Source organism: Pseudomonas sp. McL0111 (assembly GCF_052567255.1).
The window spans coordinates 5,986,369-6,007,794 of the sequence record NZ_CP199585.1 but is presented as its reverse complement, the minus strand read 5'-3'; the positions used below and the strand labels follow the sequence as shown (position 1 = coordinate 6,007,794).

Genomic DNA, 21,426 nt, shown 5'->3' with positions numbered 1-21,426 from the left:
TGGCAAGCCAGCTCCCACAAGTATTCTGAATACTGCAGATCACTGTGGGAGCTAGCCCTGCTAGCGATAGGGGCCATTAGCCCCACCAAAGATTTCAGACAGCAGCAAACCGCTTATCCAGATAATCAATAATCACCTTGGACTCATACATCCAGGTCGTCTGCCCATTCTCTTCAACACGCAGGCAAGGCACTTTGATTCGGCCGCCCTGTTCCAGCAGCGTCTGGCGATCCTGCTCGTTGTTCTTCGCATCCTTCAGCGCCACCGGCACATTCAAACGACGCAAGGTGCGGCGGGTTTTCACGCAGAACGGGCAAGCGTGGAACTGGTACAGGGTCAGATCCTTTGCAGCCGAATCCACCTGAGCCTGAGCGGCGGCAGGGCGCTGCTTCTTGCCCGGACGGGTGATGAAGTCGATGAAGATGATCAGTTGGCCAAGGCCGACACGAAGCGCTTTTACGAACACGTTGAAAGCCTCACGGTGCAAATTGAGAAAGGCGCGCAGCTTACCCGATTTTTCACGGACGAAAAAAAACCGGCGATCAACGCCGGTTTTTTTCTGTCGAAAATTACTTGATCAGGCTGAGAAACTCGCTGCGGGTCGCCGCGTTTTCGCGGAACTCACCCAGCATCACCGAAGTGATCATCGACGAATTCTGCTTCTCCACACCGCGCATCATCATGCACATGTGCTTGGCCTCGATCACCACGGCCACGCCCAGCGCACCGGTGACTTGCTGCACAGCATCGGCGATCTGGCGGCTGAGGTTTTCCTGAATCTGCAAGCGACGGGCGTACATGTCGACGATCCGTGCGACCTTCGACAGGCCCAGCACTTTGCCGCTCGGGATGTACGCAACGTGCGCCTTGCCGATGAACGGCAGCAGGTGGTGTTCGCACAGCGAGTACAACTCGATGTCCTTGACCAGCACCATTTCGCTGTTATCGGAGCTGAACAGGGCACCATTGGTGACCTCTTCGAGCGTTTGTTCATAACCGCGGCAGAGGTACTGCATGGCTTTGGCGGCACGCTTTGGCGTGTCGAGCAGGCCCTCGCGGGAGACGTCCTCGCCCAGTTGGCCGAGAATCGCGGTGTAGTTCTGTTCCAGTGTCACAGAGGCTGATTCCATGAGGGTTTCAGAGGGGTACTGTTTCTGTCTGTACCAATTTTGTACCAATCAAGCTGTTTTCAAGCTTCCCGAGCTCACCCCAGTCGGTGCTGGAGTTGATCCATCGGGCGTATGTCGATAGCAACATCTGAACGCTATGACCGAGCTGAGTGGCAATAAACGCAGGGTTCATACCCGCCATGAGGCACATGGTAGCGTAAGTGTGTCGGCAGTTGTATTGCCGGCGGGCGCGAATCCCTAATTCGGTCAGTGCAGCCTGGAAATGTTTGTCGGTTACGCTCGATTGTTGAATGAACTCGAAGTTCTTGGTTGGCGGGAACACGTAGGACGATTTGGTGCGTTTGCGACGGCTCTGCAAGGCACGTTGTTGTGCCTCCAGCTCGGCCTGTTCGATGGCGTTCAGCGCACGACTATTAAGCATGACCTGGCGACCATTGCGTGTTTTGGTGCGCTCCTCGATCTTGTAGTCCGCGACGATCCGACACACGTTGACCAGTCGCTTTTGCTTGTCGACTTCCTCCCAACGCAGCGCCGCGATCTCGCTGGGGCGCATGCCGGTATAAAAGGCAAACTCGAAATACGCCGCGTAGATCCGCATCGAATGGGTCAGCGTTTTATATAGGTGATCGATAATCTGGTCGGCCTCACCGACGGTGAAGGGATCGATGGGTTTCTTGGCTTTCACCGGCAGTTCGATGGACTCCACCGGGTTACGGGTAATCAGGCCATCTTTCACTGCGGTACCGAATACCGTGGTCAGGCGCTGGATCGCCGCGCGCTTCACGCCCGGCGTCGGCCATTCGGTATTGGCCACCACCTTGCGCAGCATCACCGACGTTATGCTGTCGATGGGCAGCATCGCCAGATACGGCATCCAGTACAGATTGAGTGAGCCGAGATAGTTCTTGCGTGTCCCGGCCACGATCTCTCTGCTGTTGAGCCATTCCTGGGCATACTCCCCGAAACGGGGAGTCGCCGAGTAGTTGGCATAAGTGGAGTTCGGGAACAGTTCGGCGTAGCGCTGATCATCCAGCACGCCGTGCTTGATCAGGCTGGTTACGTTAGCGCGTAAGTCGGCGGCAGCCTTAATCCCCTTCGGCGTTTGGGGATAAGGGAGGGTTTCGCAACGGCGTTGCCCGTTCCAGGTGAAGCGAATACGGACGGACTGTCCAGCAAATTCAACTCCGGTGGGCAATCCCATTGGCTCTCGAGCCATGCTTCGTATCTCCTTAGGCTGTAGTAAATGCGGCTATCGATGGTGTTCCAGACACCTTTGGGGATGACGCCTCTGGCGCGTTTTCCTTGTAGCGCCCGGCGGCTAGTCCCGATGAGCTCGGCCATCTTGTATTCCGGAATCTTGTCCAGGTGATAGGTGAGTAGCGATGACTCAGCAGCATCCTCAATGTGGGCATAGTTTTCACCAAGCTGTGCGGACGGGTTTTTCTGAGTAGCCAGAGTGGGATTGGCACCGCTCCCGTAACCGTTGCGCATGTGGATGTGTTGGAATGTACGCTCGATCACGGGTGTACTCCTTCGGCTTGCTGCCCAACGAGTGCGGCGTGCTTCCACGCTCTGCGCTTCCATGCTGCGAAACCGGCCCGGTACGCGTAATGCTCACGGGCGAACGAGTCGGATGTCTTCGCACCTGGTGCGGTGATGTACGTGCCTCGCTGGGCGCAGTACTGCAGGCCTTCGGGGACTGGGAACTCTTTCTCGAACTCAGCGCGCTCATCGATCTGCATCTCGTCGACGGCTTTTTGTGATGGGCTTTCAGAGTTGCTTTTAGGGTGCGTATACCCCACAGCAGGCTGCGCGGGCGGGCGATTCTGAGCGATTAGCGTTGCGTTGGGTGTGGCTGCCTCGCGCAGCTTTTCGTGGGGTATAAGGGCTTCGGTGGTGCTGCTGGAAGGATCAATAATGCCTGCTGCTGCGCAGCAGAGACTGTTTGTTTCTGGTGTGTCGACGCAGGCTTCTGTGCAGAGCAAAGCGGTCGTGGATTGGGTGTTGTGCTGGTCCGTTTGCATGCCGCTTTCCTCTGAGGTTCGATAATGCGTTGGTTCTGCCGGCGTTGATGAGGCGTGAGCCGGGTTGTGGTGGCTGTTCGTTTGGTTGCCTATCGTGGTCATGCTGCGTCCCCCTGTTTCGCTGGTTCCAAAAGGGCGGCGAGGACGAGTGCCTGGTCATGCATTGCGCGGGTTTCGCGTTCGAGTTTTTTACCTGTGCGGAAGGCGGCGAAGGTCTCGGCGGCGATACGGAGCTTCTCGGCGATAGCGAGTAGGGTCTGGCGTTCAGGTTCGCCGAATGCCGATGCTTGCTGGAGACGTTTGCTGTATTGCGCCAGATGCCTATGGTCAGCCTTGATGAAGTCGAGGGACGCTCTCAGTTCGCGGATGGTCTTGGCGCTTTCGGCGCGTTGGATCTCGTCGCCTTCTTTAATGCCGACGGACTTGCCGTCGCTGTGGCCCATTTTGTAGCCGGCCCAGACGAGGAGGGCGGCGAAGGCGATCAGGAAGATGAGTGCGCAGATCTGAATTGCAGTCATGTGGTGTGCTCCTGGTGATGTCATTGGCTGGTGGTGGCAGCCATTCAGTTTGTGGGTGTTATTCGGTGGACTCTTCCTGCTGTCGCTGCATGTCTTCGTCGGCCTTGTAGGCGCGAATATCGATCAGTGAAGCGACGTGCCGGATGTGAGCGTACTTTGGTGCCTTGCGGCTGGTGTCCAGCGTGATGATGGGGAGCTGGATGCGGCCGCTGCTGATCTCGGCCACGAACGATTGCTCGTTGAGGTTGCGGAAGTACTGCTCGCGCACTTTGTCCAGCGGAATCAGGACGTCGCCGAAGATGCGGTAGAGCAGATCGACGGTGGCTGACTCCGGTGCCGGGTGCAGGCGGAGCGGATTTTGTGCTGTGTTACTCATGGCTTTGTTGGGCCTCCTTGCGTTGTTTTCTGGCCGGGTGGTTCCAAGCGTTCAGGCAATGCGTTTTGGTCAGCTCGCGCAGATGTTCGGGCACTTCGAGAAGCGCGGCGTTGCGCTCCTCTCGTGTCCGCATGGCGATGATCTGGCGGGCGTATTCCCTAGGCCACGTCACGGTTGTCTGCCGGGATGGCAGGTAGGTCGATGCCCAGTTGTTCGGCTAGCCAGCGGATGCCGGGTTGTTTGATCCGGGTCGACTGGCTGTACTGCATGCCGAGCTGGTCGTGGTACCACTGGCCGTCCTTGATCCGCAGATAATCGCGATCACGGTTGGGGTAGGCCGGCAGGTTCCGCTCGTTGAGCAGACCTTTTTCCCGCATGCGAGCGATGAGCTTGGGGCGGGTCAGGCCGAGTTGGGTTGCGGCTTGGGCGAGGGTGCGTTCCATGGCGTCCCCCTCAAGCTGCGTGAGCGGCAGGGGTTGCCGCTGTAGCGAGGTGATTAATGGACTCGGTGACTTTGCCGTAGATCTCGACATCGCTGCCGTATACGGTGAAGCACCGGGTGCGTGGACTTTTAGTGCCGATGCTTAGAATGGCCGTGACACCTAAGCGTGTTTGAGTGCGATGTAGCGCCACGTGCAAGGGAAGGTCAAAACCCATGTCAAGGTTGAGCACGCCGCCAGTGCGTATTAGCTCGAACACTCGTTGCTTGTCCGAGACCTCAAAGCGACCGAACTCGCGGCTTGCGTGTGGACGGTGCACCAGATCGCTGGTGTTGCTCGCATCGAATGGGCCGTTGGCAATCTCTTCGATGAAGTCGGCCAGCTTGAGGTGCATCTTCTTATCGTTTTGCAGGGTCAGCGTGTGGCGTTCGCTGCCCAGCTCGACGACGAAAGTGCTTTCCGTTGTGCCGCGTTCGACCTTGAGACGGAATGCTAGGCACTCACGCTTGGGCGCTGTCCGGAGTACGTGGTTGAAGGTCTCGGTCAAGTTGACCTGGGCATTGAGTAACTGCAGGGTGCGGTTGTCGATTTTGAATTTGATCATGCTGCGTGCCCTCCGCCGTTCGGGTCGAATGGGGCGTGAGTGGTGCGTGCTTTCAGCTTCGGTTTGGTGGTGACAAACGCGCAGCCGCACTCGCGGGCAAGGCGGCGAATCTCAAAGATTTGGAAGGGGTTAGCAGCGGCCGGATGGACGTGCAAGGTTGCTGTGGTGTGCATGGTTTTGCCTCGCTCTGTGGTGGAAGAGTGAGTCAAATATCAACCAATAATTGATATCAGTCAACAACCTTTGGTTGATTATTGAGATTTTGCCGTGCGCCCACTAGATTGGTATAAACACCACACCAATCAGTGGCATGGCCAACCTATCTAGGGCTAAAAAATGAAGATACCAGGTGAGAAGCTCATTATCCGGATATGGGAGTCAGTCGCGGATAAAGGGATAGGTAGCATTTTCAGACCTGCTCAAATTAGGCGTGAAGGTTTGGCTAACCTTGAAATTCGTCGTGCTGAGCTATTAGCGTTGGCTCAAGTGGAATGTGAAATTAAAGACATTCGTAATGGAGTGAAAGAATTATCGGATTTTTCTTTGAAACTTCCGTTTGCTGATGAGAGAAGGGTTAAGAGTCACCTTCGAATAGAGCCGGTTATTAATACCGAAAGCTTGATTGAAAAAGTCGGTTTGCAAGGGCTTGCTGATAATCTTCAAAAAGAGGTCAATATTTCAAAAGCTTTGATTTATGCTGAGGAATCAGTGATGCAGGATGATGCGGAGCCGAGTGACGAGAAAGTTGAAGATGATTGGATATATCGGTGGAAAGACTGTGCTAGCCAGATTTCATCTGATGATATGCAAAGGCTCTGGGGGCGGTTGCTCGCGGGGGAGGTTAAACAGCCCGGAGCTTATTCCTTGCGTTGTTTGGAATTCGTGCGGAACTTGTCTCAGAGGGAGGCAAAACTTATCGAAAGAGTGTTGAGGCTCGATTTAGAGGGGGCTATCTGGTCGGGTTTTGAAGTTGAAGACGGCGCGCTGCGCTATGCAGAGTATCTGGAGCTGGAAAGCTTGGGTATTTTGACTGGTGTTACAGGGAACATATCTAACAATATTACTACTCATGAGCCTGGCGTAAGGTGGATTAGGTTCTTGCGATCCTATCAAAAAGGATTACTGATCACGCATGACGATCTCAATGCTGCGTTAAAGATCAAGGGTTATGCTGTCTCCGCACTCGGCTTGCAAATGAAGACTTTGGCGGAGTTTGAGTGTGATGAGAATTATCTCAGAAAACTAGGCCAGTTCGCGAAGGAACAAGGGTTCTCAGTTGAAATTGTTGATTATTTGCTGAAGGATGGCTACTACATGTTTAGCAATGCTATTCAGCTGTAGCTATTGAGTGTTGTTGATTTATTCTGGGATGAACGAGCCAACTATTTTTCCACAGATGTGAGTCTCCTCCGTAATATCGATGATTGGATATTGCGGATTTATCGGTCTTAAATATTGTCTTCCGGCATCTTCTACTAGAATTTTGAAAGTTGCTTCATTTGTCCTCGGGACTCTAGCGATAACGCGATCTCCGGTTTTTGCTTCCGCTTCTGGATCAACAAAAATGATACATCCAGTTGGATAACTGCGCCCGGGGCCAGGGTTAGTCATTGAGTCACCGAGTACTTTAAGTGCGTATCCATGATTACTGATTGGGACGGGGCAAGAAAGCCAAGAATCAGCATCATATGAATCAACGTTTGAAGCCGTCTCACACCATGCACCAGCTTGAACCCAAGAGATCAAAGGTACTTTGCCAAACCGCTTATTAATCTCTCTGACATTGCTCCCGTCACTAACTCCGAGTTGGTGAACATTGCTTTCGCCTGTCTGCTCTTTTGGCAGTACACCGTACTCAAGCCACTCCCGTCTTACCCCCAGCCATGAGCAGAGTGCAGACATACTATCTGCCTCAGCCATCGCTTCGCCGTTCAGCCATTTGCTGATGGCCTGCGTCGTTTTGTCCACCCCAACACTTTTCAGATGACGATGAATGTCCACACCACGACCCCGGCTGCGTATGCCGGCATCATCAAGGGCTTCGTGTAGGCGCTCGCTGAAAGCTGCGCGGAGAGAGTTTTTATCAACCATGAGTTGAGAGTCTCATAAAGGTTGCGCAATAGTCAGTTGATCTATAACATCAACCGTAAGTTGATAAATGGAGGTTGTCATGTTGGACCCCGCAGATTTTCCGAGCGCGATTGCGTTTGCGTTTGAAGCCGTAGGCGGCATCGGGGCCGCTGCGAAGGTATGCAATAGAAGCTATCAGGCTCTTAACAAATGGCGTCAGGCGGCATGTCTGCCGCGGACGGATTACACAGGTGAAACCAATTACGCCGAGCTGCTGGCTACAGCTGCAAAACAGAAAGGCAACGCTTTCCAAGCTGCTTGGTTGTTGAACGCTTCGGCTCCGCAAAAAGCTGCTGCATAGTCAGAAAAAAGGCGACCCAAAGGCCGCCCAGTTCCTCCCGACACGCACCACCACAGCGCTGTCGGGTCGCGATAAAGATAGGCGGGCACACCACATGCAACCACCTCTCTTTATCGCGCTTTTCCAAGGCTAGGAAGCCTTGATGTTGCTGCCTCTTCCACCACAGATTGGGCAGCTGTTGCGCCAGGGGTGAGCAACGGATTGCTCGCCCCGGCACGGTGCCGGTATCGATCCCGAAGATCTAGCCGGCGTTTGGGCCCTTTCAAGCCACGCGGCAAATGTATCACCACTGCATGTCGCGCGGCACTGGCAACTTACAAGGATTAATGCCATGAGCCGTATCGCTCTGAGTTCTGTTGAGCGGGCGCAGCGGGAAGTTTTGCCGCTCGATCTCGCGCTTTACCACGCCGCTCGGGACTACCCCGGCGGCGCCGCCGCCATCGCCGCCACCACCGGCCGGAATGCGACCACGCTGCAGCACAAGTTGTCTCCAACCCATCCCAGCCACACCGTGAACATTCAAGAGTTCGGCGAGATTCTGGAGCTGACCAAGGATCGCCGTATTCTGGATGCAGTGCATGCCTTGGTCGGTGACACGACTTGGCAGGAGCTGGCGGAGGCGTACACCAACGATATGCCCGAGACGTTGACCACCGGGATTGCCGAGTACTTCCGGCAGGTCGCGGATCTGGCGGATACCTGGGCCAAGAGCATTGGCGACGGGGTGGTTTCCGATGAGGAATTGGCCGCGATTCGCCTGCAGGTGTTTCGGGGTATTCAAGGGCTATTGGGGTTGTTCAACCGCGCCACCTACGTCAATCAGACGACGCGGGGTACTGATCGTGGTTGATATCGTCGACTTCGCGAATGACCTGGTGCAGGAGCGTATTGATCAAGCGCTCGCTGCACGTCTCCTCGCCGCCAAGCCCGCTTTGGCGGCGCATTCGTTTCTGTTCTGTGAAGCGTGCGATGGGCCGATCCCGGAGGCTCGCCGTTTGGCGCAGCCCGGCTGTACCCAGTGCGTCGATTGCCTTTCGCTCGCGGAATTGAAAGGGGCGCGCCATGCTCGATGAGGTATTGGGGCAATTCGCGGATTACGGTCTTGAGCCTGCGCAGCCATTGGTTTTCGGCAAGCTGACTCGCTGCAAGACGACGCAAGATAAAGGCAAGGAAAAGAACGGCTGGTATGTCGTTCACGAACAGCGCACCGAGAAAGACGAAACGCTGATCTTCGGTGCGTTCGGTGACTGGCGTTCGGGTGAGTCTCAGAAGATCAAGGTCAAGGCTGGACGGATGTCGCCTGAAGAGCGGGAGGTTATGCGCGCTCGACAGGAGGAGGCCAAGCGCCGGGCGGCTGAGATCTCGGCCAATGCGGCACGTCGTGCAGCGAAGCGGGCGGCGGGTATGTTCAAGCGCATGCCTGAGAAGGGCCGTAGCGACTATCTGGATCGAAAGCAGATTGTTGGCTTCGGCGTTCGGTATGCGCCGCGCACCGGTGCGTTCCTAGTACCGATGAGCAATGTCCGTGACGAGATTGTCGGCCTGCAGGTGGTGTTTCCGACCAAGCAAGAGGACACCGGGCGGGACAAATCCTATTGGCCTTACGGCATGTCGAAAGAGGGTGCTTTCCATCTGATCGGACCGCATCCGGATCCGGGCGAGCCGGTGCTGGTGTGTGAGGGTTACGCGACCGGCGCAAGCCTACATATGGCCACGTCACTAACCGTGGCCGTTGCATTTGATGCGGGCAATTTGCTGGTGGTTTGCAAGGCCATGCGCGAGCGCTTCGCCGGTTGCCCGCTGATCATCTGCCGAGATGATGACTGGAAGACCACGAAGCCGAATGGCGATGCGTGGAACCCCGGTGAAGAGAAAGCGAATAACGCGGCGCTGATTGTCGGTGGCCAGGTGGTAGCGCCGATCTTTTCGGGAGAGCGGGAAGCCAAGTGGACCGACTTCAACGATCTGCATGTTGCGGAAGGTTTGGAGGCGGTGCGCCGTCAGGTGTTGGCGGTGGTCAAGCCGCCGGCTGCTGGTGGTTGGAAAGATCTGCTGGCCCGTAGCGAAAGCGGCGCGCTGATTGCGCACATGCAGAACGTTGAGCTGATCCTGGCTAACGATGAGCGCTGGGCTGGGGTGGTCACGTACAGCGCCTTCAGTTCGAAGATCGTTAAGTTGCGCTCTGCGCCGTATGGCGGCGGTACCGGTGACTGGGCTGACATCGATGACATGCGGGTGATGAAATGGCTCGCGCAGCAGTACAACTTGCGAGTCAAGTCGTCCCATGTGATTGAGGCAATTAGCGTGGTGGCGCATGACCACGCGTTTCATCCTGTGCGTCAGTACCTGCGCAAGCTGGAATGGGATCGTGTGCCGCGCCTCGACAGTTGGCTTACAGATGTCATGGGTGTGAAGGCCACTGATTACTCCTCGAAGGTTGGTAAGCGTTGGATGTTGTCGGCCGTCGCACGGGTGATGAAGCCGGGTTGCAAGGCTGACTCGGTGATGATTTTGGAGGGTGCGCAGGGCGCGGGTAAATCGACGGCGATGAGCATTCTCGGCGGCGAGTGGTTTATGGATACGCCGTTCGCATTGGGTGACAAGGATGGCTTTCAGGCGATCCGGGGCAAATGGATCGTCGAGCTGGGTGAGCTGGACAGCTTCAACAAAGCTGAGAGCACCAAGGCCAAGCAGTTTTTTTCGGCGTCCACCGACACATATCGCGAGAGCTACGGTCGCAGAACGATGGACGTGCCACGCCAGTGTGTGTTCGTGGGTACGACCAACCAGGACGAGTACCTAAAAGATGCCACGGGCAACCGTCGCTATTGGCCGGTGGCGTGTACCAAGGTCGATCTGGAGCTGTTGCGTTCGATGCGCGATCAGCTGTGGGCTGAGGCGGTGTTTTGTTACGACGCGGGCGATCTCTGGTGGGTGACGCTGGATGAGGCGGCTATGTTCGGCGAGGAGCAGGACGAGCGCTTCGTAGTGGATGAGTGGGAAGGCCCGATTCTGACCTGGCTGGAAGAATCGCAGATCGGCGAAACCACCACCGGCAGTGAGGTGCTGGCCAATGCGCTGAAGTTGGACTTTGGCCATTGGGGCAAGCCGGAGCAGATGCGCGTCGGAGCGATCATGCATCGATTGGGATGGCGGCGTGTGCGGTTGCCTGCGCTGGTAAAAAGTGGGCAGCGGCCGTGGGCTTACAAGAAGCCGGTAGGGTGGGGCGGTGCTTCGGCGTTGCAGCGGGAAGCGTTCGAGGAGCCTTGTTTCGATGATTAAGGAGATCGATTCGCTGCTTAGGTCATGGGCGCAGGAGCTGCATTCGGATCTCTCAAGCGGAGGTCTCGCAGGTGGGAATATGGTCGCCATGATGATGGAGACCAATGGTCAATTGATCCGGGGGCGACGTGCCTTCCGTGCGCCGCTGGAGAGTTCGTTGGACATGGAGTTGATCGTGAACAAGCATCTCGCGCCCGAGCTGGAGACGGTCGTGCGGGAGCATTACTGCACGCTCGATGTGGATATGCGTTTGCGGTACGCCCATTGCGGTTGTGGCCGCGACACGTACTACCAGCGTTTGCACGATGCACATTTGCAGATCTTCGGTGTGATGATGGGAATGGCTGCGTGACCCCTAGCATCGCTCCCGCTGTTGCTGTCCCACTGGCCCGTCTTGTCTCGCTACGTTTTGATGCGGCGGGACAGGTGCGGGCCATGTCGTTGCTGGGCTGTCCCACCGTCCCGCTTGGAAGTGCCTCCCTCCCGTGTGAGCGTAGCGGACGAGAAGTACGCGCTTACGCGCGAACGCGTGTTCTTAATTTCTTCCTTAACACGAGAAAGGAGAAAGATAAGTAGGACAGTGGGGCAAAGCCCCGAATTTAGGCGCTCTCAGGTGTCCTACTTCGATTCTGAAAAGTGGGACGTATGGGACACCGCCGCAACAACAGAATGCCGGGGAGGTGTATTCGCCGACATTCGCTAGGCGTTCACCCTGCGTTACCCACTTATTCACCGGGTGGCATTAAAACAGGGTTGCTGCCACCGGAATCGACCTGTAAAAAGTAGCCATCTTCGATAGGTGCGACCGCAGAGAGCGGCAGGCACCACACCACCAAACCCGGCCATTGCGTCGGGTTTTTGCGTTCATGGGGTATGCGATGACAAACGAGCAACAAGCACTGGCAGAGATGCCGATCTGGTTAGTGGTTGTCCTGGCGCTGGTTGGCGGTGTGTCGGGGGAAATGTGGCGAGCAGACAAGGATGGGGCGCGGGGCTGGGCGTTGTTGCGAAGGCTCGCACTTCGTTCTGGTGCCTGTATTGTCTGCGGGGTGTCGGCGATGATGTTAATGATCGCCGCCGGCATGTCACTTTGGACGGCAGGCGCCTTGGGTTGCCTCACTGCGATGGCTGGTGCCGATGTTGCCATCGGGTTGTACGAACGTTGGGCCGCGAAACGGCTGGGCGTCTGCGAAGTCCCGCCAGCCGGGGGCGAACAGGGGTGATGCACCGATCTGGTGCGCCGAAGACCGCCGGGGACCCTAGGGGTATCTGAAGGGTACGGGGTCGGAAACCCGCGGGAAACTGTTAGCCGCAGGTCTCCCAGCTTACTGAAATTTCAATCATTGAAATCTTGAAAGGATTCATTGAAATACGTTGAAAAAGGAGGGCTCATGACAGAACCAACCTACCTGTCGAAGAGCGCCTTCGCGGCCCGGCTCGGCAGGTCGCCGAGCTACATCACCTGGTTGAAAGACAATAATCGATTGGTGCTTTCGCCCAACGGAAAGCAGGTTGATGTGCATGCCACCGAAGCGCTGATTCGTGACACCGCTGACCCGAGCAAGGCCGCCGTTGCCGAACGCCACCAGCAGGACCGGATTCAGCGCGACGTTTACAGCCAACTGTCCACTTCGGTCGAGCCGACTTCCACGGCTGCGCCGCCGCAGATGGTTCCCAGCGATGGCAAACAGCCTGACTTCCAAAGGGCCCGTGCTCTGCGCGAGCACAACATGGCGAAGTTGGCCGAGATCGAACTGGGCAAGGCTCAGGGTTCACTGGTCGCCAAGGAAGCGGTCGAAATCGGCGCCTATAACGCTGGCCGTTTGCTGCGCGATCAACTGTTCGGGCCGTTGCCGCAACTGTCCCACGACCTTGCGGCGATGACCGATCCCTGGCTGATCGAAAAACACCTGACGGCCACGTTTCGTAAAACGCTGGAAGAGGCCGAGCGCCTCTCTTCAGCAGACCTTGAACATGCCCTGACACCGGACTGAACCCATGCACACGGAATTTCCTGACGGTGCAGAGGTGTACCGTGAGGCCTATTTCCGTGGACTGCGCCCTGACCCAGAACTCTGGATCGACGAATGGGCCGACGAGTACATGCGGATTCCGCGAGACACCGGTGCGCCTGAGCCCGGCCAGTACCGCACCTCTCGAACACCTTATGCCCGCGAGCCGATGCGCTGCCTGTCGCCGGCTCACCCTTGCAGGCGTGTGGTCACCATGGTGGCCTCGCAGTTGATGAAAACGCAGATCGCCTTGAACTGGATAGGCGGCCTGATCCACATGACGCCGTCGAACATTCTGGCGCTGCTGCCCAGCCTCGGCTTGTCCAAGCGGGTTTCGGGGCGGATCAGCAAGACCATCAAAGCAACGCCCGTTCTGCGTGAACGTGTTGCGGCAACTCGTTCACGGGATGCGCGCAACACGATGGACACCAAGGAATTCGAGGGCGGTTCGCTGTACGTCACCACTGCCGGTTCTGCGGCTAACCTGTCTGAGTTGTCGGCTCGTTACATCTACGGCGACGAAGTCGACCGCTGGGAGAACGACGTCGGCCAAGAGGGTGACCCCATCAAGCTGGCAGAAACGCGAGCGACCAACTTCGGCCGTAACGCCAAGATCTACTTTTCCAGTTCGCCAACGATCAAGGGCGCGTCGCGGATCGCTGATCTGTTCGAATCCAGCGACCAGCGGCATTACTACGTGCCGTGTCCCACCTGCGGTCATATGCAGGTGCTGGAATGGGAGCGGATGCACTACAGCAAGGACTTCAGCACTGTGCATTACGAGTGCGCAGCCCCTGAGTGCGACGTGCTGATCGAGCAGCACCACAAGAGCGACATGCTCGCCCGAGGCGAGTGGCGCGCACATGCTGGTGGTGATGGCAAAACCGTTGGCTTTCATCTCAACGCACTGTACTCGCCGACCGGTTGGATGGACTGGGGATCGCTCGCCGTTGAGTTTGAAGACGCCAAAAAAGCCCAGGCTCAAGGCGATACGAGCCTGATGCAGGTGTTCTACAACACCCGTCTGGCCAAGGTCTGGGATAGCGCACTCGAACAGACCAAGGCGGAAGTGCTGATTGCTCGGGCGCGGCTGGAGACCTACACCCTCGGCGCTATGCCGACCGGTGTGCTGATGCTGACCGGCGCCGTCGACGTTCAGGCCAACCGCCTGGAGTTGATGGTGATGGGCTTCGGCGTCGGCATGGAGCGCTGGGTGGTCGACCACCAGATAATCTGGGGCGATCCGGCAGACGACCGCACCTGGGCGGTGCTGGATGAGAAACTCAAGGCTCGTTACCGGCATCCATGTGGCGTTGGCTTGGCGATTCTCGCCACCGGCGTTGACTCCGGCGGTCACCATACCGATGAGGTCTACCAGTTCTGCCGCGTTCGCCGCTGGCGCAACATCTTCGCCATCAAGGGCGCGAGCAAGCCGGGCCGACCGGTGATTGCACAGCGCCCATCCATGGTCGACGTGACCTGGAAGGGCCAAACCGAACGCAACGGCGCCGAGCTGTGGTTTGTCGGTACCGACACCGCCAAGGACTGGATCTACAACCGCTACCCGTTCCCGGACGGCCCCGGTTCGCTGCACTTTGCCAACGACCTGCCGGACGAGTTCTTCGCCCAGTGCGTCGCCGAGCGCAAAGTCGTGCGTTACGTGCGCGGTCATAAGCGCATCGAATGGGTGAAAGGCAAGGCTGAGCGCAACGAAGCGCTCGACCTGATGGTGTACTGCCTCGCGATGGCGCATTACCTCGGCATCAACCGTTATCAGGAACACGATTGGGACCGGGTGCGACAAGCTCTGGCCCAGTCCGGCTTGTTCGACGACGCCTTGAGCATCAAACCTGTTCAGGGCCAGCGACTTGATGACGTGCAAACACCTGCGCCTGCTGCTGTGCGCCAGGCCCAACCAGCACCGCAACCCGCTGCTCCGGTTATGCCATCGCGACCGGCAACATCCCCTCAACGCCGCAGCTCTGCCAGCGGCTATCTGAAGAGACGCTGATATGTCCTTTACAAAAAAGCACCTCGACGCGGTTGAGGCGGCCATTGCTCGCGGTGAAAAAACTGTGCGCTACACCGACCGCACGGTGGAATACCGTACGGTTGATGAGCTGCTCAAGGCGCGTGAAGAAATACGCTCGTCGCTTGCCAGCGCCGCCGGGCCACGTTCGCGAGTGGTCCGGCTGTACCATGCAGGGAAGGGGGTCTGATGGCCCGACAATTTCCAACGCTGACCCGTAACGGATTTGTCCTGCCGTCCAACATCAAGGCCAGTTACGAAGGCGCCGGAGAAGGGCGCCGATCCACTGGCTGGGATGCTCCCGACAACGGAATCAACAGCATCAACACCCCGGCACTGCGCAACCTTCGTTCGCGCTCGCGGGCAGCGGTTCGCAATGATCCGTATGCCTTCAACGTAATCGACAAGCGCGTCAGCAACCTGATCGGCACCGGCATCACCCCTCGACCAACGACTGACGACGATGCTCTGCGCAAACTGCTGCAGGAGCTGTGGGGTGATTGGGTCGATGAGTCGGACGCGGATGACCGCACCGACTTTTACGGCCAGCAGGCACTGGTTGCGCGCACGGTGGAAACATCGGGCGAATGCTTTGTCCGGTTGCGTCCTCGCAGTCTGGATGAAGGTTTGGCGGTTCCGCTGCAGTTGCAGATTCTGGCGCCGGAGTTCGTGCCGCACGACAAATTCGAATCAACCAAAAACGGCAACGTCATCCGCGCCGGCATCGAATTCACCCCCGGCGGTAAGCGGGTGGCTTACTGGATGTACCTGTCGCATCCGCGTGATGCAGCCTCGCTGAACGCCGGCTACAACCAGCTGGTGCGTGTGCCAGCCGCCCAGGTGCTGCACATCTTCGAACCGGTTGAGCCGGGTCAGTTGCGCGGTGTGCCGCGATTGTCGCCGGTGCTCAAACGCCTGCGCAGTCTGGACAACTACGACGACGCGGTGTTGTTCCGGCAGGAAGTGGCCAACCTTTTTGCCGGTTTCATCAAGCGTCCGGCGCCGGACTCGGGACCCCTTCCCAGAGATCCGGTGACCGGTCAGCCGCTCGATCTGGATCGAGACGGCTTCACTCCGATGGTCGCGCTCGAACCCGGCACCATGCAGGAACTGGGGGCAGGTGAGGAGGTTGAGTTCTCCAAACCACCCGACGCCGGCAACAACTACCCGGACTTTATGCGTCAGCAGTTGATGGCTGCAGCGGCGGGTAGCGGTACACCTTACGAAATCCTCACCGGCGACATGCGCGGGATCAACGACCGAGCGCTGCGGGTAGTGCTCAACGAGTTCCGGCGCCGCCTGGAGCAACTGCAATTTAGCGTGTACGTGCATCAGCTCTGCCGCCCGGTACGGGCCGCGTGGATGGACATGGCGGTGCTGTCGGGTGTTCTGGTGCTGGGCGATTACGCGCAGAAGCGCCGCCAGTACCTGCGCACTCGCTGGGTGCCACAAGGCTGGGCCTATATCCAGCCGGTTCAGGACGTGCAAGCACGAGCGATGGAGGTGAGAGCCGGTTTTTCGTCGCGCAGCGAGATGGTCCTGCGTACCGGCTACGACGCCGAAACGGTCGATCTGGAAAACGCCGCCGATCTGGCGCGGGCCACAGCGCTGGGCCTCAACTACAACACCCTGGATGCCGTCGAAGACACCGACGACAAGGAGCAACCATGAGCAAGAGCGCGAAACCGCGTATTTACAACCGCGCCGGCAAACACGTCGAGGTCATGGACAAGACCTGGTATGCCGTTCATGCCAGCGGCGAGGCCACCGAGCGAGTGATCGAAGTCTTCGTCTATGGCGAGATCGGCGCGTGGGGTATCACTGCCAATCAGTTCGTGCAGGATCTGCGCGCCACGGATGATGGTGTGTCGCCGGTGGTGGCCGCGTTCAACAGTATCGGCGGCGACCTGTTCGACGGTCTGGCCATGCACAACGCGCTGTCGCGTCTGGGTGAGCGCTGCACCGGGCGGATCGATGCACTCGCAGCGAGTGCCGCCAGTGTCGCCGTGTGCGGTGCCCACCGGGTGGTGATCGCTTCCAACGCGATGTTGATGATTCATAACCCATGGACTTACGCCGCCGGTGATGCGGAGGACTTCCGCAAGGTCGCCGACGTCCTCGACCAGACCATGGAAGCGATCATTGCCGCGTACAAAGCTAAAGCGCCCGACATCGACGAGGTGGAATTGCGGCGTTTGGTGGCGGCTGAAACCTGGCTGACCGCAAACGAAGCGGTGGCATTGGGGCTGGCTGATGAAGTGGGCGACGGCGTCAAGGTCAAAGCCTGTCTTGGTCAGGGCGCGGTGCTGCAGCGATTCCAGAACGCACCGGCTGAATTGCTGGCCCAACTCGACGAGCCACCTGAGCCGGACCCCGAACTGGAACCTGTAGATCCACCGCTGGTGCCGCCTGTAGTCGACTCGGCCAAGTTGGCGCTGATGATCACTCAGCGCTGCACTGCGGCGGGCATCAGCAACCTGGTCGAGCCGCTGCTCAGTTCCACTCAGCTCGAAAGCGAAGAGATCGTGCTGGCTGGTCTGGCACGCGCCAAGGCGGTGAACGACCTCTGCGTGGCCGCGCGTCTGCCGGAATTCAGCGCCGAGTATGTCGCGGCGGGTTTGGATGCGGCGGCGGTGCGAGCGCGCCTGTTCGACAAGATTGTCACCAGCGGCAAAGGCTTTGAGATTGACAACAGTCTGCCAATCGCGGACGACCCGGCACCCAAAGTGCTGGCCAAACAACCTGACCCCAACTCGATTTGGGCTGCTCGCCAAGCGGCTCAAACTGGAACCGCGCGCGGCGCGAAAGGAGCATGAGCATGACCATCAAACGGGAACCGATGCACGCAGGCGAGTTCCTGCTGTCCGAAGGCGCCGGCACCATTTCGCGCGAAGCGATCAACGTAGCGGCGGGGCCAGCATTGTGGCCGGGACAAATTCTCGGGCTGGTGACCGCCAGCGGCGAATTCGCACCGTACAACCCTACGGCAGAGGACGGCACAGAAAACGCTGTCGCCATTCTCTACGGCCCGCTCGGCGAATCCGACGTGGTTCGTCGCGGTCGCGCCGTGGTGCGATTGGCTGAGGTCAGTGAAGCGCACTTGACCGGCCTCGATCTGGCTGCCGAGAAAGCACTCGCCACTCATTTCGTGATCGTCCGCTAACTCGATCCTTCCTTTATATGCATCCCGCCGCGTGCGGGATTTTTCGTTTCTGGAGAGTACCCATGGCCGATATCGCCATTTTTGATGACGAAGCGTTTACCGTTACCTCGCTGACCGCTGCACTTAATGATCAACCCTACCTGCCAGGGCGCATCAGCGCCTTGGGGTTGTTCCGCGAGGAAGGCATCACCACCCTGACCGTTCAGATCGAGAAGGACGGCGACACCCTGGCACTGGTGCCTGCTGGCGAGCGTGGTGGTTCCGGTCTGGTAGTTGCTGCCAGCAAGCGCACCCTTATCCCGTTCAATACCGTGCATCTGCCGGAGCGTTTCACCATCAAGGCCGATGAGATCCAAGGCATTCGTGCCTTCGGTACTCGCACCGAACTGCAAGCGGTGCAGGATGTAGTCAATACGCGGCTGGCGAAGGCGCGCCGCCAGTTGGATGCCACTCATGAATTCCAGCGTATGGGCGCGCTCAATGGCCAGATTCTCGACGCAGATGGCAAGACCGTATTGCTAAATCTCTATGACCGTTTCGGTGTGGAGCGTCAGACGCTGTCCATGGGGCTAAAGGATCCTAAAACGGAGCTGCGCGTCAAATGTGTCGAGGCGTTGGATATGCAAGAAGACGCACTCGGCGCCGTTACCAGCACGGGTTCTCGCGCTTTTTGCGGTAAGCATTTCTGGAACGAACTCATCGTCCATCCATCGATCAAAGAGACCTATCTCAATAGCCAACAGGCCGCGTCGTTGCGCGGTGATGCCCGTGAGAGCTTCGAACTCGGAGGCATCGTTTGGGAGCGCTACCGAGGCAAGGTGGCGGGCGTATCTTTCGTCCACGACGATCAGGCGCTGCTCGTTCCCGAAGGTGTACCCGATCTGTACATTTCGGTGTTCGCACCTGCCGACTACATGGAGACAGTCAACACGCAGGGCATTCCGTACTACAGCATGATCGAGCCGCTGCCCTTCAACAAAGGCATGGCCGGTGAAGCTCAGTCCAACCCGCTGCACCTGTGCACCCGGCCGCGTGCCCAGATCACACTGGAACTCTGACCGTGGGCTTCCGCGATCTGATCGCCGAGGTTGATGCAGTGGTGTTCGAAACGCTGGGTGATACAGCGCGGATCGAGGGACGCGATGAGCCAGTGTTCGGCATGTTTGCCGCGCCCTGGCTGCAACCCAAGTTCGGCAAGCTCAACACCGGGTTGCGCGAGCCTCGCTTCGAGATCCGCGTCAGTGATTCGCAAGGCCTGGAGCAGGGGATGCTGGTCAGCGTTGACTTACCTGCCTTGGATGGCGGCGGTGACTACGACTTGATCCAGCTCGAGCCGAGCGGCGACGGCCTGGTCGCCCTGATTCTGAGGTTGAGGCCATGAGCGTCGGAAGCTATTTCAAACCCTCGGCCGGGGGCGGGATGATCTCTATCCAGTCCTCGGCCGCAGATTTTCAGGCGTTCCAGGACTTTGCCAAGGTGGTACCGAAAGCGGCTGCGGCGGCGCATCGGCGTGCGATCAACAAGACGTTGGGAAGATTGCGCACGCACATCGCCCGAGCCGTCAGCCGGTCAGAGCGCATTGCCGTTGCGGCGGTGCGTCAGCGGTTGCGCAGTTATCCAGTTTCCGGCGCGGCCGCGAGCGGCAAACTGTGGTTCGGGTTGAACAGCATCGAATCCAGCCGGATCGGCCGGGCGCGGCAGACCGGCAGCGGTGTGTCGGTGGCGGGGCGGCGTTACGAAGGTGCCTTTCTCAAGAAGGTCTACGGCAACAAGCCCGACATCTGGATCCGCACGGCCAGCAAGCATTTCAACGCGGACGACTACCCGGATAGCACGGTGTCCCCCGGTCGCGGGCCGAGTTCGGGTTGGGTCGCTGAAAACGGTAGTCGTTTCCCGCTGGCCAAAGCCAAGGTGTCGCTGGAGCAAGCCCGGCCGCATTTCGACAGCTGGGTCAAAAAGGCAGACGAGATCCTGTTGGCGATTCTCAAACAAGAACTCAACTTTGAGCTGCAGAAATACCTCAAGAGGATCGGCAATGTCTGAAGAACCGTTCAACCTGGACCAGCTTTATCGGGCGGTAGAACAGCATCTGCGTACCCACTTGCCGGGCGTGCAGGCCGTCACCGCCTGGCCAGACATTAAGGATCGCGTGTCGCTGCCGGCGGTGTTTCTGGAGGTGGCCGAGATCGAGCCGGGTACCGACATCGGCACCGGCGAAACCTCGCTGGTCTGCAAGTTCGAGGCTCGGATCATTGTTGACCCGATCAAGCCGCACCATCATCAACAGGCCGTGCAATTGGCGACCCAGTTGGCGGTGCTGCTGCGTTCGCAGACGTGGGGGCTGGCAGTTGAACCCGCCGAGTTTGTGCAATCGCTGCAGGACTGGACCCAGCCGCACCTGGATGGATACACCGTGTGGCTGGTGGAGTGGACTCAGCAGGTTTGTCTCGGCGTTGAGGAATGGCCGTGGCCGGACGAACCGCCGGGGACGTTGGTGTTTGAAGTCGATCCGGGTGACGGGCTATTCAGGCCGGAGGATCTGCCGTGAGTTACGCAAGCGCGCAGCATGACCGCATGATCGCGGGTGCGGTAAAGGCTTGCTACGTGGTCGCGGTGGATCTGTCCGCTTCGCCGCCGGTATGTCGCGTGTCGGATGGCAGTGAATGGGTCAGCGCTTGGGTGCGGTGGCACAGCATCGCGGCGGGCAAGGCCAGGCACTGGCGGGCACCGTCTTTGGGCGAGCAGGGCAGTTTGATCAGTCCAAGCGGCGACGTGTCGCAAGGCACGTTTGTCCCGGGCTTGTATGGCGATGCTGGCCCGCCGCCGGACAACCGCGACCACGTCGAGGTCTGGCGTTTCGATGATGGCGGCTCGCTGATCTACGACTGGCAGGCCAAGAGCTACAGCATCACCCTGCCCAGCGGGACGGTGACCATCAAAGTGGCCAGCACGGAAGCGGTTGTCACCGATAGCGCGGTGAACGTGACCACCGGCAACATCAACCTGAAAGCGGCGGTGATGATCGACGGCGCGCTGCACGTTACCAAGGGCATCACCAGCGCCGGCGCAATCATTGATGCCACCGGCAACAGCAATCATCACACGCATTAATTCATTCACGACAGCCCGCCAAGTGCGGGCTTTTTCATGCCTGGAGAAACACATGGCCAAGATCGATACGACCTCAACTGAGGTACAAACGTCCTCGGAACCGGCATTGTCATCCTCAACTTACTCATCGCCTGAGTCCTTGAAATTCCGCGACAAGCTCTACACGTCGCGGCTGTTGATCGTGCCCGGAACTGACCGTTTCTATCCGGTCGACAAGGCCACGGTCGTGGTGCCGGCCTCCGATATCGAAGCGGTCAAGTTCCTGAAAGCCAGCGAAGAATACGAGCCGTTCAAGGAGTGACATCG

Annotated in this window: 28 protein-coding genes; 19 read left to right on the top strand and 9 right to left on the bottom strand. The window is 58.4% G+C overall.

The window, feature by feature from the left end; genetic code table 11:
• Window positions 1–94: 94 nt before the first annotated feature.
• The 8 genes from ACTWLJ_RS27045 to ACTWLJ_RS27010 form a co-directional block, all read right to left on the bottom strand.
• Window positions 95–466 (bottom strand): glutathione S-transferase N-terminal domain-containing protein, encoded by a 372-nt coding sequence (locus ACTWLJ_RS27045; RefSeq protein ID WP_445179189.1) that lies wholly within the window; start codon window positions 464–466, stop codon window positions 95–97.
• A gap of 103 nt (window positions 467–569) precedes the next feature.
• The gene (gene folE, locus ACTWLJ_RS27040; protein ID WP_010456659.1) at window positions 570–1,115 is read right to left on the bottom strand and encodes a GTP cyclohydrolase I FolE; all 546 of its coding nucleotides are present in this window, start codon (window positions 1,113–1,115) and stop codon (window positions 570–572) included.
• Window positions 1,116–1,137: 22 nt separating this feature from the next.
• Window positions 1,138–2,346 (bottom strand): tyrosine-type recombinase/integrase, encoded by a 1,209-nt coding sequence (locus ACTWLJ_RS27035; RefSeq protein ID WP_445179188.1) that lies wholly within the window; start codon window positions 2,344–2,346, stop codon window positions 1,138–1,140.
• Between the two features lie 301 nt (window positions 2,347–2,647).
• The gene (locus tag ACTWLJ_RS27030; protein ID WP_445179187.1) at window positions 2,648–3,256 is read right to left on the bottom strand and encodes a hypothetical protein; all 609 of its coding nucleotides are present in this window, start codon (window positions 3,254–3,256) and stop codon (window positions 2,648–2,650) included.
• Complete coding sequence (locus ACTWLJ_RS27025; RefSeq protein ID WP_445179186.1) at window positions 3,253–3,672, bottom strand: hypothetical protein; 420 nt, start codon at window positions 3,670–3,672, stop codon at window positions 3,253–3,255. The genes ACTWLJ_RS27030 and ACTWLJ_RS27025 overlap by 4 nt, the downstream gene beginning before the upstream one ends.
• A 58-nt stretch (window positions 3,673–3,730) precedes the next feature.
• Window positions 3,731–4,048, bottom strand: a complete 318-nt coding sequence (locus ACTWLJ_RS27020) for a pyocin activator PrtN family protein (RefSeq protein ID WP_445179185.1) — start codon at window positions 4,046–4,048, stop codon at window positions 3,731–3,733.
• Window positions 4,049–4,206: 158 nt separating this feature from the next.
• Window positions 4,207–4,491, bottom strand: coding sequence for a phage antirepressor KilAC domain-containing protein (locus tag ACTWLJ_RS27015; RefSeq protein ID WP_445179184.1), 285 nt, complete (start codon window positions 4,489–4,491; stop codon window positions 4,207–4,209).
• Between the two features lie 10 nt (window positions 4,492–4,501).
• Window positions 4,502–5,092, bottom strand: coding sequence for a hypothetical protein (locus ACTWLJ_RS27010; protein WP_445179183.1), 591 nt, complete (start codon window positions 5,090–5,092; stop codon window positions 4,502–4,504).
• Between the two features lie 336 nt (window positions 5,093–5,428).
• Between ACTWLJ_RS27010 and ACTWLJ_RS27005 the strand changes: the two genes are divergently transcribed.
• Window positions 5,429–6,433 (top strand): DUF2806 domain-containing protein, encoded by a 1,005-nt coding sequence (locus tag ACTWLJ_RS27005; protein ID WP_445179182.1) that lies wholly within the window; start codon window positions 5,429–5,431, stop codon window positions 6,431–6,433.
• 18 nt (window positions 6,434–6,451) lie between these two features.
• On the opposite strand, the gene ACTWLJ_RS27000 is transcribed toward ACTWLJ_RS27005, so the two are convergent.
• Window positions 6,452–7,183: a S24 family peptidase gene (locus tag ACTWLJ_RS27000; protein ID WP_445179181.1), complete on the bottom strand. Its 732-nt coding sequence runs from the start codon at window positions 7,181–7,183 to the stop codon at window positions 6,452–6,454.
• Between the two features lie 79 nt (window positions 7,184–7,262).
• Here ACTWLJ_RS27000 and ACTWLJ_RS26995 point away from each other — a divergent pair, with 79 nt between their 5' ends.
• The 18 genes from ACTWLJ_RS26995 (at window position 7,263) to ACTWLJ_RS26910 (ending at window position 21,421) form a co-directional block, all read left to right on the top strand.
• Window positions 7,263–7,523, top strand: coding sequence for a hypothetical protein (locus tag ACTWLJ_RS26995; RefSeq protein WP_445179180.1), 261 nt, complete (start codon window positions 7,263–7,265; stop codon window positions 7,521–7,523).
• Window positions 7,524–7,854: 331 nt separating this feature from the next.
• The gene (locus tag ACTWLJ_RS26990) at window positions 7,855–8,373 is read left to right on the top strand and encodes a phage regulatory CII family protein (protein ID WP_083352342.1); all 519 of its coding nucleotides are present in this window, start codon (window positions 7,855–7,857) and stop codon (window positions 8,371–8,373) included.
• Window positions 8,366–8,596 carry a TraR/DksA family transcriptional regulator gene (locus ACTWLJ_RS26985; RefSeq protein WP_122611979.1) on the top strand — a complete coding sequence of 77 codons (231 nt, stop codon included), beginning with the start codon at window positions 8,366–8,368 and terminating at the stop codon, window positions 8,594–8,596. The genes ACTWLJ_RS26990 and ACTWLJ_RS26985 overlap by 8 nt, the downstream gene beginning before the upstream one ends.
• Window positions 8,586–10,805: a VapE domain-containing protein gene (locus ACTWLJ_RS26980; RefSeq protein WP_445179179.1), complete on the top strand. Its 2,220-nt coding sequence runs from the start codon at window positions 8,586–8,588 to the stop codon at window positions 10,803–10,805. Before ACTWLJ_RS26985 ends, ACTWLJ_RS26980 begins: the two co-directional genes overlap by 11 nt.
• Window positions 10,798–11,157, top strand: coding sequence for a PA0613 family protein (locus ACTWLJ_RS26975; protein ID WP_445179178.1), 360 nt, complete (start codon window positions 10,798–10,800; stop codon window positions 11,155–11,157). The genes ACTWLJ_RS26980 and ACTWLJ_RS26975 overlap by 8 nt, the downstream gene beginning before the upstream one ends.
• Window positions 11,158–11,683: 526 nt before the next feature.
• Window positions 11,684–12,028 carry a phage holin family protein gene (locus ACTWLJ_RS26970; protein WP_445179177.1) on the top strand — a complete coding sequence of 115 codons (345 nt, stop codon included), beginning with the start codon at window positions 11,684–11,686 and terminating at the stop codon, window positions 12,026–12,028.
• Between the two features lie 168 nt (window positions 12,029–12,196).
• Complete coding sequence (locus ACTWLJ_RS26965; RefSeq protein ID WP_445179176.1) at window positions 12,197–12,799, top strand: terminase small subunit; 603 nt, start codon at window positions 12,197–12,199, stop codon at window positions 12,797–12,799.
• A 4-nt stretch (window positions 12,800–12,803) separates the two neighbouring features.
• Window positions 12,804–14,828: a phage terminase large subunit family protein gene (locus ACTWLJ_RS26960; RefSeq protein ID WP_445179175.1), complete on the top strand. Its 2,025-nt coding sequence runs from the start codon at window positions 12,804–12,806 to the stop codon at window positions 14,826–14,828.
• 1 nt (window position 14,829) lies between these two features.
• A complete protein-coding gene (locus ACTWLJ_RS26955; RefSeq protein ID WP_008087653.1) occupies window positions 14,830–15,036 on the top strand; it encodes a phage head-tail joining protein in 207 nt (68 codons plus the stop codon).
• Entirely contained in the window at window positions 15,036–16,517 is a 1,482-nt protein-coding gene (locus tag ACTWLJ_RS26950; protein ID WP_445179174.1) for a phage portal protein, read from the top strand. Before ACTWLJ_RS26955 ends, ACTWLJ_RS26950 begins: the two co-directional genes overlap by 1 nt.
• The gene (locus tag ACTWLJ_RS26945; RefSeq protein WP_445179173.1) at window positions 16,514–17,662 is read left to right on the top strand and encodes a head maturation protease, ClpP-related; all 1,149 of its coding nucleotides are present in this window, start codon (window positions 16,514–16,516) and stop codon (window positions 17,660–17,662) included. The genes ACTWLJ_RS26950 and ACTWLJ_RS26945 overlap by 4 nt, the downstream gene beginning before the upstream one ends.
• A 2-nt stretch (window positions 17,663–17,664) precedes the next feature.
• The gene (locus ACTWLJ_RS26940; RefSeq protein ID WP_445179172.1) at window positions 17,665–18,009 is read left to right on the top strand and encodes a head decoration protein; all 345 of its coding nucleotides are present in this window, start codon (window positions 17,665–17,667) and stop codon (window positions 18,007–18,009) included.
• A 62-nt stretch (window positions 18,010–18,071) separates the two neighbouring features.
• Complete coding sequence (locus ACTWLJ_RS26935) at window positions 18,072–19,067, top strand: major capsid protein (RefSeq protein WP_445179171.1); 996 nt, start codon at window positions 18,072–18,074, stop codon at window positions 19,065–19,067.
• Window positions 19,068–19,069: 2 nt separating this feature from the next.
• Window positions 19,070–19,390, top strand: a complete 321-nt coding sequence (locus ACTWLJ_RS26930; RefSeq protein WP_116254767.1) for a head-tail joining protein — start codon at window positions 19,070–19,072, stop codon at window positions 19,388–19,390.
• Window positions 19,387–20,052: a hypothetical protein gene (locus ACTWLJ_RS26925; RefSeq protein WP_350483506.1), complete on the top strand. Its 666-nt coding sequence runs from the start codon at window positions 19,387–19,389 to the stop codon at window positions 20,050–20,052. Before ACTWLJ_RS26930 ends, ACTWLJ_RS26925 begins: the two co-directional genes overlap by 4 nt.
• The gene (locus ACTWLJ_RS26920) at window positions 20,045–20,557 is read left to right on the top strand and encodes a hypothetical protein (protein ID WP_445179170.1); all 513 of its coding nucleotides are present in this window, start codon (window positions 20,045–20,047) and stop codon (window positions 20,555–20,557) included. Before ACTWLJ_RS26925 ends, ACTWLJ_RS26920 begins: the two co-directional genes overlap by 8 nt.
• A complete protein-coding gene (locus ACTWLJ_RS26915) occupies window positions 20,554–21,120 on the top strand; it encodes a phage baseplate assembly protein V (RefSeq protein ID WP_445179169.1) in 567 nt (188 codons plus the stop codon). Before ACTWLJ_RS26920 ends, ACTWLJ_RS26915 begins: the two co-directional genes overlap by 4 nt.
• A gap of 52 nt (window positions 21,121–21,172) precedes the next feature.
• Complete coding sequence (locus ACTWLJ_RS26910; protein ID WP_445179168.1) at window positions 21,173–21,421, top strand: hypothetical protein; 249 nt, start codon at window positions 21,173–21,175, stop codon at window positions 21,419–21,421.
• The last annotated feature ends 5 nt before the right edge of the window (window positions 21,422–21,426 follow it).